The organism is Sinobacterium caligoides, from assembly GCF_003752585.1.
Classification (GTDB): Bacteria; Pseudomonadota; Gammaproteobacteria; order Pseudomonadales; family Sinobacteriaceae; genus Sinobacterium; species Sinobacterium caligoides.
Window position 1 is genome coordinate 294,951 of the sequence record NZ_RKHR01000003.1, and the last position, 14,462, is coordinate 309,412.

Below are 14,462 nucleotides of genomic sequence, written 5' to 3' on the forward strand. Positions count from 1 at the left end.
AAGCGATTACACTCCCAAGCCATTAACTACTTACGTCTCGCTCTAGTATGTGCAAGCTAACACCACAACAACAATGCAGCCGAGTAAAGCTTTAAGCCAGAGGCGAAGAGCACTACAATCAACTGTAGACCAGTTCTTAAACAATAAACCTTTTAAAATCTAATTAGTGCGGTATCTATTATGAGCAACAACAGTACGCGGATCTCCATCGAAATCGTCGCCAGGGACAACAACAGTCTCGAAAATGAACTCGACGTACTGACGAGCAGCTTTAATAAAGTCGATACCATTAACATCCCGGATCTAATGCGTTTTGAACTGCGCAGCTGGGATGCTTGTAGCGCTGCAAAGCTGGCCATACCCCACTGCATTCCACACCTCCGTGCTATAGACTTTGACCTGATTAATCACCCTGACAACATCGCCGCAGCTGTCGCCGACATGGATGAACTACTCATTGTTACGGGCGATAAACCACAAGACTTAGGTCGCTCCATCTACCCCACAACCAGCTGTCAACTCATCCAATACATAAAGCAACACTGGCCAGAGAAAAAAGTATTTGCCGCGCTAGACCCCTATCGCCAAAGCTTCAGCCAAGAACTACTCTACTGCCAGCAGAAGATTTCTTCGGGGGCTGATGGATTCTTTACCCAGCCTTTTTTCGACATTCGCCTCATGTCTCTCTATGCCGAGATAATGCCTAAAACTATTATATATTGGGGTGTTAGCCCCGTTTTGGGGGAGCGATCAAAGGCCTATTGGCAGACTAGAAACAACGCTATATTCCCTAATGACTTCGAACCAAGCATGCAATGGAACAGAGAATTTGCCAGACAGGCACTAGCATTTGTTAGAAGTAGAGGACAGAATATCTACTTCATGCCGATTAGGGCCGACCTAAAAGAATACTTACAGGGCATCATTTAACGACAGCCCTCGACGTTGCTGGCAACACGGATGTTCATTTGCTGCCATTAGCCATATTAGGAAATAACATTATGATAAAAAAGATAATACTTAACCTGACCCTTGCTAGCCTCAGTTTCAGTTCTCTTGCTCTAGAGGTCAACCAGCCTTTACCCAACACAGAAATCGCCAACAAAGGAGAAATTACTCTCGATGGTGACAATACTCAATACGCAGGCTGGAAAAGCACAGCGCTGGATAATGGCAAGGTTAATGTCGTCATGTACCTTGCTGGACGCATGGCTTCAGATAAAATGATCAGACCTTTCACCGATGCCTTAGAGCTCGAGGCCATTCCGCTCGATGTACTGCACAGCACAACCATTATCAACTTAGATGACACGCTATGGGGTACTAGTGGTTTCGTTATGTCTGAGGTCAAATCCAACAAGAAAAAGCACCCCGAAGTGACCTTCATCCTCGATGGCAATGGCAAAACACGTCAGCACTGGCAACTAGATGAAAAGAGCGCTGCCATTATTATCTTAGATAAAAAAGGTCAAATTGCTTATCTCAAACAAGGGGCCTTTGATGAGGCCGAGGCCTCAATAGCCATCAAGAAATTAAAAGACACACTGAAATAGTTCATGGTCACAACCACACGTTTTATACGCCCGTCACTCTGGCGGGTGAATTCATTATAATATCAATATTTTTTTCTTGCTCTCCTACTCTCTGGACAGCAAAGTAGTCCGATATAAAACTAATGATGGTTCACCATATAAAGGATATCCGCTATGTCGCAAGAATATGACTATATCATTGTCGGCGCTGGCTCCGCCGGTTGCGCCCTCGCCAACAGGCTATCGGCAAACATCGACAATCGAGTCCTGTTACTTGAGGCTGGAGGTAAAGACCGCAGTCCTATGATTAGTATGCCTTTAGGGTTTGCCTTTCTAATGAAAGACCCTGCTAATAATTGGTGCTATCTCAGTGACCCCGAGCCGGAGATGCATCAGCGCCAGATGGAGCAGCCACGCGGTAAAGTCTTAGGTGGCTCAAGTTCTATCAATGGCATGGTCTATATTCGCGGTCATCGCAATGACTACAACAACTGGGCTAACAATGGCTGCGTTGGCTGGAGTTATGACGACGTTCTGCCTTATTTCAAGCGTAGCGAGCATAATGTCAACGGTGCTAACGAGTACCATGGCAGCGGCGGCCCTCTCTGGGTCGACAACCCCGTCAATAAATACCCTCTAGGTGAACTCTACATCAAAGCCGGCATGGCTGTCGGTATGGGTTATACCGAAGATTTCAACGGTGCCACGCTTGAGGGCATGGGTAGATACCAAGTCAACATAAAAAACGGTAAGCGACAAAGTACCGCTGCGACCTACCTGAAGCAAGCTAAAGGGCGCTCTAACTTAACCGTTATCACTCATGCTTTAACAGATAAAATTGTCTTTACTGGCAAGCGCGCCAGCGCTGTCAACTACACCGTTAAAGGCAAAGGATTCAACGCCAGTGCACGCAAAGAAATCATTCTATGCAGCGGCACGATTAACTCGCCACAGTTACTTGAGTTATCCGGAATCGGCAATAGCCAATTGCTAAAGCGCCACGGCATCAGTCCTGTTTATCATAGCCCTGGTGTCGGTGAAAATATGCAGGATCACCTAACTGTTAATATCGAGCAGAAACTAAAAGATGTCGTTACTTTTTACGAAGAGACAAGGCCCCTGGCCTTCATCAAAAACCTATTTAGCTACTTCATTAAAGGCCGCGGGCTGTTTGCTCACCCGGCCTCTGAGGTCGGTGCCTTTTTTAAGACCGACGAAAATAAACCACACGCCAACGCACAAATCCACTTTGCACCTGCCGCCAGCGAGAAAGACAAGAAAGGCAACTTAATCACCGTCCCCGGCACAACTGCGACCGTCTGCATCACTCAACCATCAAGTGTTGGGTCGGTGCATATTCGTGACCACAAGCCTACAACCTACCCTAGCATTAAGTTTAATTATCTACAGACAGAGCAGGATCGCACCGACATCGTCGCGGCAATAAAGCGGGCTCGTGAAATATTCCTTTCCCCCGTACTTGACGCCCACCGCGAAGAGGAGATTCTACCAGGAGCCCAGTGCGACAGCGACGAAGATATCCTGGAGTACGCGCGCAGCGCCGGCAATTCGGTCTACCACCCTGTAGGGACCTGCAAAATGGGGGTCGATGAAATGGCTGTTGTCGACCCTGAGCTACGAGTATACGGTGTCGAGGGATTACGCGTCGCCGATGCCTCTATCATGCCTCACATATTGTCCGGCAACACCAATGCTACATGCGTAATGATCGCCGAGAAATGTGCCGACTTCATATTAAAGCCCAACAATAGCCGCAGCCCATTAGACTATAGGGTCACTACAGAATGTCACGAGCCTGCCTAGCAGGCAAAGCCTCGCGCCCTAACGATGCGCGAGGCTCCCGTTCGAACCTCTATCACTGTACACATCATCTTTGCTGCGTATGATAAGCGCTCCTCTTATCATCTGTTTTTCACATAAACCGGCAGGGAGTAACTCTGCGTCATGCTTGATCACAGCATTGCACCACAACCCACCTGCGACTTTGGCGATAAAACGGCCGATATTCGTCTCTACATCGCCAATGCGCCAAAAATTGACCTCTGTAAAGATGGCCATTCACTAAGGGCTATATCTCCTAACGAGATTACCAACATCGTCAGCTTGACGGGCAATCATTGGCGAAAGATTTTCAATATATATGCCAAACTACTTTATCAACTCGATAGCCAACACTTTGATAGCTGGCAAGATTTACGTGAAAGACAACTATTACAGCAGGGCAGTCGCCAGCAGTTATTCTGCGCGCATAAAAAGCTGCAGCCATATGCCAAGCTAGAAATTGTCTGCGGTAAACAGTACGCTCGGCAGCTCATCGATGACGCACAGCTGAACTGGCTAGACAATGATTTCGCCCAGCACAAACAACGCCCACTCATCGTCACCCCCTACTTCGATTACAGGCAGCTCAGCAACACTAAAATTGAGTACTTGAGCCAGCTAATAAGTATCTCCGGATAATATTAGCCACGACACTCATTAGTGCAGTCACACGCAGATTACGTTAAAATCCGCCGCCATGCTTCTATCACCAGCCAACCTTACTCCCTGCGAAAGGCCCTACACGACTCATGCCTGATAACCTCCATCCTTCTGACGATAGACAAGCTATCCCCGTAGATGGCAATAAAGCCCGGAATATCGATCGTCGCTTTTGTGTCGCCCCTATGCTCGACCTTACCGATAGGCATTGCCGCGTGTTTTTACGCCAGCTCAGCCAGCAGGCCGTGCTCTATACTGAAATGATTACAACTGGCGCCCTAATCCACGGCAAAGGCGGTCCAGCACGCTTCCTAGATTATGACGAGAGCGAACACCCTATCGCACTCCAGCTTGGCGGCAGTGATCCAACCGCTCTCGCCCATTGCGCAAAGCTTGCAAGCCAGTGGGGTTACGACGAACTCAATCTAAACTGCGGATGTCCCTCCGATCGTGTACAGAATGGCATGTTTGGCGCCTGCCTCATGGCTAAACCTGAGCTCGTTGCCGACGGCATCAAGGCCATGCAGGACGTCAGCGACATTGATATTACCGTCAAGCACCGCATCGGCATTGACGACATGGAGTCCTACCAGGAGTTGCTCGACTTTCTTCAGCCTCTCATTGACTGCGGCTGTCAGAGCTTTATCGTACATGCCCGCAAGGCTTGGCTGCAGGGGCTCAGCCCAAAACAAAACCGTGAAATCCCACCTCTCGACTACGAGATGGTTTACCAGCTCAAGCGAGACCTGCCGGACCTCGAAATTATCATCAATGGCGGCATCAAAACAATTGCAGAGTGCCAGCAACACCTACGGCACGTTGACGGCGTTATGGTCGGTCGCGAGGCCTACTACAACTCAAGCTTGATGCTGGATGTCGACCGAGAAATCTACGGCGATAGAAGTGAACGCACTCGACCAGAGTCCGCAATTAGGGCGATGTATCCCTATATCGAGGCACAGCTAAGCACTAATAATGTCCGCCTTAATCATATTACTCGGCACATGCTCGGGCTCTTTCAAGGCGTAAAGGGCGCGAAGATGTTTCGCCGGTATCTTAGTGAGAATGCCCACAAGACTGGTGCAGGCACCGAGGTATTGGAGCAAGCCCTAGCGGCACTAGAGCTTTAGCCTGCGAGCGACTACTCAAACCAAACAGGGGCAATCTTATCGATTACAGGCTCAGCAGCAAGCCGCCCTAGCACCTTGCGGTAGTCAGGACGGTGCGTATCGCTAATCATCAACCACTGATGATCATTACAGCCTATTCGTCCAGGTGAGCTTCGGTACACCCTTGCCTTGACGTCGATGGTTTCAATGCGCCGTAAGATTGCGGTGTCCGCAGGGATACAAAACTCGTAACTCAAACTTCTCAACCCATCCGGGGGACCATACAACCCCATATTATTGAAACTACTCAGGTCAATCGCCAGCGATGTAGCTGGCTTGCCAGACGGCTGCCAAAAGCTAGCACAGGCAGGCAGCAATAACACCGCCAAGATAAAACCCCCTCTTATAAACATGTACATTACTCTTGCATTAGAAAAAAATAGTCTCATATTATCTAACAGCCAACGTTAATATGCAGCTATCTTTAGCGATAAATGCGCTATAGCCATGGTCGCCTTAAATTACATGGGTTAGCATAACGGCATACATTAACGACACCTTTAACTACACCTTTGACCAACTTGGGCCCGCATGAACAACAAACTAACGCAACTCAAAAACATGACCGATGTTGTGGCCGATACCGGCGACGTAGAGGCGATCGAGAAATTCACCCCTCGTGACGCCACAACCAACCCCTCACTGCTACTTAAGGCCGCACAACTGCCTCGCTATCGCCCTCTAGTGGATGAAGCTCTCGCTTGGAGCCAGCAACAGACAGAGCAAGACAGCGCAATGAGCCTCTGTATCGATTATCTTGCTGTCGCTATCGGCAGTGAAATCCTCACTACGATCCCTGGGCGCATCTCGACCGAAGTTGACGCCCGCCTCTCTTTCGATACCGAAGCCACCATTGCCAAAGCACACCAGTTGATCGACATGTATCAAGCGCGAGGTATCGATAAGAGCCGTGTTTTAATTAAGATTGCTTCAACCTGGGAAGGCATTAAAGCAGCCGAGAGTCTCGAGAAAGAAGGCATCAACTGCAACCTCACCCTGCTTTTCAATTTCGCCCAAGCCGTCGCCTGTGCCGAGGCCAAATGCTTCCTTATCTCACCCTTCGTCGGCCGTATCCTGGACTGGTACAAGCACAACACCGACCAAAAAGAATACCCCCCCATGCAAGACCCTGGTGTCGTCTCAGTTAGCCGAATTTATCGCTACTACAAACAATACGGCTACGAGACGGTCGTTATGGGAGCAAGTTTCCGTAACACCGGCGAAATAGAGGCACTGGCTGGCTGCGACCGCCTCACTATTAGCCCTGCACTGCTAGCCGAGCTAGAAGCAGATAATGGCTCTTTAGAGCGCCAACTCAGCCCAAGTGGCCACTGTGATGAAGAGCGCATATCACTAAACGAAGAGGACTTCCGCTGGGCGATGAATCAAGATCCTATGGCGACAGAAAAGTTAGCTGAAGGTATACGTAACTTTGCTGCCGACCAAGTCAAGCTCGAGCAATGGCTGGCGACATTAAATGCTTAAGCGTCTAGTAGAGTTGTTTACTCAACCCAGCGATGCCACTGCAGCACAAGACAGCATAGAAATCGCTGCTTGTGCATTATTGCTCGAACTAGTCATGGCTGATGATACGGTAGAGGAGGCTGAAGTGAATGCCACCAAAGCCGTTATGCAGAAACTGTTCGAGCTAGACGAACAAAGGCTAGAAGAAATTAACGCTATTGCACAAGAACGTCAACGTGAGAGTGCCGACCTTTACAGCTTCACGAAGCTAGTCACAGAGCATTACGGCGCCGAACAACGCCGCCAGTTCATGTTCTGTATGTGGCAAATCGCCTACGCCGATAAGCACTTAGACAAGCACGAGGAATCACTAATACGTAAGATTTCCGAGCTAATCTCCGTGCCACACTCTGTTTATATTCAGACCAAGCTCGAGGCCGAAAAACAGCTCTCTAACGACCCAAGCTAAATCAACTGTCGATACTCGCCTCAAGTGTTGAAACTAGCTCTTCAAACTTAAGGCGATTCCCTTCGTTCATAGTCATCAGCACCTTATGTGCTTCGATAACCTTATCCCTTACCTCTTCCTCGCTACAATCACCATCGCTCAAGCTGACCACATCATCCCAGGCCCCCTCAAGGGTACCGGTCATACTAAAGACATCGGCGAAGCCCATGCTTTCAAGTAGCCGAGTGATGCTAGGTTCTGGCGAATATATCACAGGGGTGTGCTGATAATGACGTTGCGCTTGAATCGCCAGTTTTGCTAACAAACCAAGCGTTGTGCTATCGATGCCCTCAGCTTCAGAAACATCGATCAAAATACTCTTAAAGCTCTCATCGAGAAAAATTAGCTGTAAATATTTGTCAAAAGACGTACACCAAGTCATCCTGACGTCGCCGACAAATTTGATCATATAAGCACCGTCATGCTTAGCGACCCATATCTTTCCCGTTTGCATCTCTACCCCTTAACAATCATCAAGACCGCTATATCATCTGGTGCCTCTTCTACCGTGTCGAGGGCCAATAGTTGAGATAGCTCCGCCATATCTTTAGGCTCCCCTGAAAATAAGTTTAGGAGATACGCCTCTTTTGCCATCAGATCAGGCGGCGGCAGTATCTCTAAAATACCATCCGAGAACAAGTTCAAGGTAAAAGTATTGGGTAGCTGCAACGTATTCTCGTGGAAGTCTGCCTCTTCAAAAAGCCCAACAGGCATCCCTTTACCTTGAATATATTCAGGTTTTCCATCGGCAACAAGGATGGGCAACGGTAGGTGACCCGCAACTGAATACGACATCTCATTACTCGTCATATCGATCACACCGAAAAACATGGTCATATGCTTTTCAAAGCCGGAGTTCAATAACGATCGATTTACCTTACCCAAGAAAGTCTTAGGCTCAAGTATCGCTTGGCTACGGCCACGTTGATAATAGCTATATTGCCGAGCCGAAAAGTTTTTCAGTAACGCAGTAAGAAAAGCAGAAGAGGCTCCGTGGCCGGAGACATCGGCAATAAAGAAGGTAAGCCAACGCCCATCGACAATCAGGTAATCAACAAAATCACCACTCAAGTAGAGTGAAGGAATAATCCGGTGACTCAAAGAATAATCACCAGCACTAAGCGGACTTGCCGGTAACAGCTTCTGCTGGATCATTCGCCCCGCCTGCTGGTCTTGCTCCAGCAACTTCAGGTTAAACTTCAACTGTGTATTTTTAGCTTCAAGTTCAGTACGATAACGGAGGTTTTCCTCCCGTAACCGGCTCTGTTCGAGGCAGCGCGCAATACTATGTTCAAGTACCTCAAGATCAACTATTGGCTTAATAAAGTAGTCACATGCCCCCAGCCTTAAAGCTTCGACGGCATCGTTCATTCCTCCTGCCCCCGAAATAACGATAACGGGCTGCTCAGGTACCCTCTTGGTAATTTCCTGCAGCACTGTCAAACCGTCTATATTAGGCATTCTTAAATCTGTTAGCACAATATCAGGCGAATACTGCTCGAATAGCGTCAGTCCTTGCTCGCCATCAACCGCCTCAATCACACTGAAGCCACTATCCTCTAAATAGGCAGCGATACTCTGTCTGACGCCATCGTCGTCGTCGATCGTCAAAATCACAGCATTTTCATCTGTCGGCATATCTGCTCCGGCAACAGCCTTTATCGTTATATTGCTTCAGCGTAAAACAATACCACCTTGTGCTCCCCTCACTCTACGCCTGTTATCCATTATCGACAATAGATCAAAGCAAACGACTATAAAGTCTATTAAAAATCAATCTCTTCGCCAAAATCATCAAAATCTTCATCACCGAAATTGTCTTCTACCGCACCATCATTTATCAACCACTCTCGACGCTGCAGATAAGCATCGCGAATGAAACTATAACGGTCGCCGGTCAACAACTGCTCAACAGCTAACACGTCGGCCCTTTTACTCACAAGATTCGCTGCAAACACCTGATTTCTAGTAGGAATGTGATCGATAGAACTGATTACTGGTGCTAGTTGAGCGTCGGGTATCAAACTAAAACCGTCCCGTACTGTACTACTTCCTAAAAAAGGCAATACTATGTAAGGACCCGAGGGCATGCCGTAATAAGCCAGTGTTTGACCAAAATCTTCCCTACGGTGCTCTAAGCCAATCTTACTCGCCACGTCAAAAAAGCCAAGTAGACCAACAGTCGTGTTGATAGTAAAGCGCGCACCATCGCGCCCCAGCTCAAGAAACTTAAGCTGAAATAAGTCGTTCATTAAGGTTACGACTAGATAGCTATTACTAAAAACATTGCTAATGCCCGTCTCTATAGGGTCTGGAGTAATATAATGATAACCACTGGCAACGGGCCGTAGCAGATAACGGTCGCCATAATCATTAAAAGCGAATATCTTGCGGTTAAGCCCTTCCCACGGATCAACCGCGTCAACCGCATCAGCTGCCGCAGGGATCACATAAGCTAAACTAAACAATGCCGTTAGTAATACCGCTCTTCCTTGGCTGAACATTCTCATCTGCTCCATTCAATACTCGCTACACTCTGATTAACTCGCCGACATTTTCGGCGTGAGATTATAGCGTTAGTCAAAGAGACAAGCTAGATAGAATAGTGCACCTTCGATGAGCCAAAAACAACAAAGCCCGCTGTTAACGGGCTTTGTTGTTAAGTGCAGGGGTATACTAACGGAGTTATTTCTTCAATGACTGTTGCCGCACTTGCCTTCTTTCTTCATGTCGCCGCCGCATTTAGCCTCTTTCTTCATGTCGCCGCCACATTTGGCTTCTTTCTTCATGTCGCCGCCGCATTTAGCCTCTTTCTTCATGTCGCCGCCACATTTAGCCTCTTTCTTCATGTCGCCGCCACATTTAGTTTCTTTCTTCATGTCGCCGCCGCATTTAGCCTCTTTTTTCATGTCGCCGCCGCACTTACCGTCGCCACACTTACCATCTTCTTTATTGTAATTGACCTGCTCAATACCATTTGAAACCTGGTCAATAGCGAAGGGGTTCGTTGTTTCTGCAAGCGCAACTGTAGACAACAACGAAGCAGCAAGGACCGCCGCCATCATTTTAACTAATTTAATCATTCTAATCTCCGTGACATCCGTCTCTGTTATGTAGTTAATTAAAAACAAGAACTATTCTCAATGTTCAATGTTCAATGTTCAATGTTCATGCCGAGAAAAATTCACATTTTGCTCGGCTGCATCATCCTGTCTGACAGCATGTCTGAGAAATAGTTTCTTTACAAACTATAGTCATTCTAACCATCATTTCGCCATCGAACAACTTATCCCCTACACTTTTACCGCGACGGTGGTCGCGTCAACCCACATCTTTTTCAAGCGCTTTTCCGAAACTGGATGCTTCGTTCCCAAACGCTGTGCAAACAAAGATATTCTATATTCCTCAATGGCCCAGCGGAATTCGAACAAGCTGTGGTCTTCACGCAAAAGAGAGAAATCGCCATTAATTTTATCATCAAGCAATTTCAGCTGCGCATCAACTTTAATAACCGCAGCCCTGTCTCGAGACTCCGCGCCACCAAGCCCTTCAAGCCGCTCAAGAACCCCCTTAAGATAACGGGGGTAATCCAGTAAAACGGGATACGGCACATGATCAACAAAACCACTGAAGAATAGACCGGACAACTGCCGCTTAACATCACTCGCACAGTATGCCCAAGCCAACGAGTTCAGCGTTTTCAGCTTTGCCATCACCTTTTGGTTAAGCGTCAATATAGTCTCGACCAATTGCTCATACTCATAACCATTAGCCACCAAGTCCGCACGTTTTTCCTCAAGCAAAGACTCAAACGCTTGGCGCTGCCTCGGCACCGCATCAGCACGCGTAATATCTGACAAAAAGGTACGGCGAAAGACAGCTGCAATCAGGTCATCGAGGAATACTGATTTTTGCGCAACCCCAACTAGACTTAAATTCGCTTTATTACTTTTAAGCAGCTCTTTTTTTAGATATTTGACCTGCTGCGGCAAGGCTAACATCAGCAAACGTAACAAACCGGCTTGGCTTTGCTCAAAAGCTTCTTGCTGCGAGTCAAGCAGCTTAACAGAGACACTCTTCTTGTCATCAACTAGGGCCGGATAAGCCTTAATTTTCATGCCTGCTTGCTTAAAATGATGCTCTAGTGGTAGCTCGCCAAAATTCCACTCGGTAATGTCAGCCTGTTCAAAGCGATTATCAGCCTGCTTAGCCAATGTTTGCTGTGCTGTTTGTTGGTATTCATGCTTTAAAGCCGCAAGGTCACGACTGCAAATAATCTCTCCACCACGCTCGTTGAGCAGGCGGAAGTTCATTCGATAATAGTCCTCTAAAGTCTCGGCACGCCACTGCTCGATGGGTATTTTAACGCCTGTAATACGCCGTAAAGCCTCATTCAATGCCTCCACTAGCGAGCTATCTGAACGCTCTAAAAGCGCCAAGGCCTTCTCAACATACTCTGGTACCGGCACGAAGTTTTTTCGATAACTCTTTGGTAAGGCCTTAACCAAGGCAACACACTTATCAAACAACATGCCAGGCACCAGCCACTCGTACAAGTGGTCGGGTAAACGAGCAAGCAAGGCTACTGGTACATGGGCAGTGACACCATCAAGCTTACTGCCAGGCTCAAAGTGATAGCTCAACGGCACAGTAATATCTTGCCACTGTAAACTATTAGGGTATTGCGCCTCGCCTGCACCACTTGCACTATGCCGCATCAGGTACTCACGCGTCAGAAACAACAGCTCAGGCTGCTGCTTTTCACACTCCTTTCGCCAATGCTCAAAGCTGCTCAGGCTACAAATATTTTCCGGTATACGCTGATCAAAGAACTCATAAAGCACTTGCTCGTCAACCAAAATATCACGCCGACGTGTCTTCGCCTCCAGTCGCTCAATTTCCGCCAAAAGCTGTAGGTTATGCCGTCTAAAGGCAGCCTTCTGACGATACAACCCCTCCACCAAAGCGGAGCGAATGAATATCTCACGACTGACGACTGGGTCAATTTTACCAAAGTCGACGCGTTGGCGATCACTTAACACCAAACCATATAGACTGACCTTCTCATAGGCCATGACCTGGCCACTCTTCGTGCTCCAGTGAGGTTCGCTGTAATCTTTCTTTGTTAGATGGCCGGCATAATCAAGCACCCACTCTGGTTCGATCAGCGCAATGGTGCGAGCAAATAGCTTACTCGTTTCAACCAACTCCGCCGCAACCACCCACTTTGGCGGTTTTTTATAGACAGCGGAACCGGGGAACAGATGGAATTTACGATTACGCGCCCCGTAATACTCCTTGCCCTCATCACGAAATCCAATATGACCAAGCAATCCCGCCAACAACGCCCTGTGAATCTGCTGTTGGTTCGCGGGTTCGGTATTCTCTTTTAATTTAAGTGTTTTTATCGCTAGACGCAGCTGATGGTGAATATCGCGCCATTCCCTCATGCGCATATAAGAGAGAAACTCGCGCTTACACATTTTTCGCAGTTGATTTTGTGATAACTCTTCGCGCTGCTGCTCGTAATAGTCCCATAGCTTTAACTGACTCACGAAGTCTGAGTCTTGCTGCTGAAAACGCCGATGCTTCTCATCAGAAGCTTGACGCTTATCGGCCGGCCGTTCGCGCGGATCTTGTACACTCAGCGAACCCGCAATAATTAACATCTCTCGCAAGCAACCCTCTCGAGCCGCCGCCAATACCATTCGACCAATACGAGGATCAACTGGCAGCGCGAGTAGCTGGCGCCCCAAGGCTGATAGCTTACCCGGAGCGCTCACGGCACCGAGCTCTTCTAGCAACTTCTCACCATCACGAACTAAGCGACTATCTGGTGCGTTGATAAAGGGGAACTGCTCAATATCGCCCAACCCCAGCCCCTGCATTTGCAGAATAACCGCTGCCAAGTTGGTGCGTAATATTTCAGGGTCAGTAAACTCAGGCCGCGATATAAAATCGGCCTCATCATAAAGCCGTACACAGGTACCCTCGGCAATCCGCCCACAGCGCCCCTTGCGCTGGTTTGCACTCGCCTGCGAGACCGCTTCAATCGGCAGTCGCTGAACCTTTGTCCGATAACTATAGCGTGAAATCCTCGCCACACCACTATCGATAACATAGCGAATTCCTGGCACGGTCAATGACGTCTCAGCAACGTTCGTCGCTAATACAATACGCCGCCCCTGGGACTTTGATGGGTTGAAGACTTGATCTTGCTCGGATGCCGTCAGTCGTGCGTACAGGGGCAAGACGTCAAGATGGGGAATCTCAGCCCGCCTCAACTTCAGCGCCGACTCACGAATCTCCCTCTCACCGGGCAAAAACACCAAAATGTCGCCCTGACGATGACCCTGCCCTTTCGCCTCAAGCGCACAGATATGGTGAACCGCCTCAACAATTTGTGCGGCAGTATCTCCATCCTTAGCCTCACCATCAGCCATATCACTTGGCGGAAAATACTCGACCTGTACATCGTAGGCTCGACCACTGACTTCAACCACAGGCGCACCGGAAAAGTGCTGAGAAAAGCTCTCCACATCGATAGTAGCAGAGGTGATGATCACCTTGAGGTCAGGGCGTTTCGGCAACAATTGCTTAACATAGCCCAGTAAGAAGTCGATATTCAGGCTACGCTCGTGCGCCTCATCAATGATCAGTGTATCGTACTGCTGTAAGTAACGGTCATGCTGTGTTTCGGCAAGTAAAATACCGTCAGTCATCAGCTTGATCAGCGTTTCTGGGTTGCTGTGATCACTAAACCGCACCTGATAACCCACCTGCTCACCCATTGGCACTGCGAGCTCTTCGGCGATACGATGCGCAACAGTTCTTGCAGCCAAGCGGCGTGGCTGGGTGTGGCCTATTTTACCGAAAACACCTCGACCCGCCTCCAAACATATCTTCGGCAGCTGTGTTGTTTTACCCGAGCCGGTCTCTCCCGCCACAATAACAACTTGATGCGCCAATACCGCTGAAAGAATCTCATCTTTCAACTGGCTTACTGGCAACTGCTCTGGATAGTTGACGGTGGGAAGTTTCTCCCGGCGACGCTGCGCCATTTCAATAGATTTCTGCTGCTGAGCAACCAGCTTTTCGACACTCTTATCTGTTGGCTTACCCTGCTTTAGCAAAGATTTCGTTCGACCAATAGCCTGCTTCAAACGATGACGATCCTTAATCATCGCTTGATCGACTTGCCTAGACAATGTTTTTAACTGCTCAACACTCACCCGCACACCTCTTCCACTCCAGAGCAAACGACAGGCTATTCATTGCTGCCACCTG

General features: G+C 48.3%; 13 protein-coding genes. 7 read left to right on the forward strand and 6 right to left on the reverse strand.

Annotation, left to right across the window (positions count from 1 at the left end):
• Positions 1-180 precede the first annotated feature (180 nt).
• From EDC56_RS01535 to dusA, 5 genes are all read left to right on the forward strand, one after another.
• The gene (locus EDC56_RS01535; RefSeq protein WP_123710772.1) at positions 181-930 is read left to right on the forward strand and encodes a methylenetetrahydrofolate reductase; all 750 of its coding nucleotides are present in this window, start codon (positions 181-183) and stop codon (positions 928-930) included.
• A 71-nt stretch (positions 931-1,001) separates the two neighbouring features.
• Positions 1,002-1,553, forward strand: coding sequence for a YtfJ family protein (locus EDC56_RS01540; protein ID WP_123710773.1), 552 nt, complete (start codon positions 1,002-1,004; stop codon positions 1,551-1,553).
• Between the two features lie 153 nt (positions 1,554-1,706).
• Positions 1,707-3,356, forward strand: a complete 1,650-nt coding sequence (locus EDC56_RS01545; RefSeq protein ID WP_123710774.1) for a GMC family oxidoreductase — start codon at positions 1,707-1,709, stop codon at positions 3,354-3,356.
• Positions 3,357-3,497: 141 nt separating this feature from the next.
• Positions 3,498-4,013, forward strand: a complete 516-nt coding sequence (locus EDC56_RS01550) for a DUF6942 family protein (RefSeq protein ID WP_123710775.1) — start codon at positions 3,498-3,500, stop codon at positions 4,011-4,013.
• A gap of 110 nt (positions 4,014-4,123) precedes the next feature.
• A complete protein-coding gene (gene dusA, locus EDC56_RS01555) occupies positions 4,124-5,164 on the forward strand; it encodes a tRNA dihydrouridine(20/20a) synthase DusA (RefSeq protein WP_123710776.1) in 1,041 nt (346 codons plus the stop codon).
• 11 nt (positions 5,165-5,175) lie between these two features.
• Here the strand turns inward: dusA and EDC56_RS01560 are convergent, their stop codons facing one another.
• Positions 5,176-5,556: a hypothetical protein gene (locus EDC56_RS01560; protein WP_148059275.1), complete on the reverse strand. Its 381-nt coding sequence runs from the start codon at positions 5,554-5,556 to the stop codon at positions 5,176-5,178.
• Positions 5,557-5,734: 178 nt separating this feature from the next.
• Here EDC56_RS01560 and tal point away from each other — a divergent pair, with 178 nt between their 5' ends.
• On the forward strand, positions 5,735-6,688 hold the full coding sequence (gene tal, locus EDC56_RS01565; RefSeq protein WP_123710778.1) for a transaldolase: 954 nt from the start codon (positions 5,735-5,737) through the stop codon (positions 6,686-6,688).
• A complete protein-coding gene (locus EDC56_RS01570) occupies positions 6,681-7,136 on the forward strand; it encodes a tellurite resistance TerB family protein (protein ID WP_123710779.1) in 456 nt (151 codons plus the stop codon). The genes tal and EDC56_RS01570 overlap by 8 nt, the downstream gene beginning before the upstream one ends.
• A 1-nt stretch (position 7,137) precedes the next feature.
• Here the strand turns inward: EDC56_RS01570 and EDC56_RS01575 are convergent, their stop codons facing one another.
• The 5 genes from EDC56_RS01575 to hrpA form a co-directional block, all read right to left on the reverse strand.
• Positions 7,138-7,629: an STAS domain-containing protein gene (locus tag EDC56_RS01575; RefSeq protein WP_123710780.1), complete on the reverse strand. Its 492-nt coding sequence runs from the start codon at positions 7,627-7,629 to the stop codon at positions 7,138-7,140.
• Between the two features lie 2 nt (positions 7,630-7,631).
• Positions 7,632-8,813: a SpoIIE family protein phosphatase gene (locus EDC56_RS01580; protein WP_123710781.1), complete on the reverse strand. Its 1,182-nt coding sequence runs from the start codon at positions 8,811-8,813 to the stop codon at positions 7,632-7,634.
• A 128-nt stretch (positions 8,814-8,941) separates the two neighbouring features.
• Positions 8,942-9,694 (reverse strand): MlaA family lipoprotein, encoded by a 753-nt coding sequence (locus EDC56_RS01585; protein WP_245980624.1) that lies wholly within the window; start codon positions 9,692-9,694, stop codon positions 8,942-8,944.
• 174 nt (positions 9,695-9,868) lie between these two features.
• Positions 9,869-10,258 (reverse strand): hypothetical protein, encoded by a 390-nt coding sequence (locus tag EDC56_RS01590; protein WP_123710782.1) that lies wholly within the window; start codon positions 10,256-10,258, stop codon positions 9,869-9,871.
• A 210-nt stretch (positions 10,259-10,468) separates the two neighbouring features.
• Positions 10,469-14,407, reverse strand: a complete 3,939-nt coding sequence (hrpA, locus tag EDC56_RS01595; protein WP_281273330.1) for an ATP-dependent RNA helicase HrpA — start codon at positions 14,405-14,407, stop codon at positions 10,469-10,471.
• Positions 14,408-14,462 lie beyond the last annotated feature (55 nt).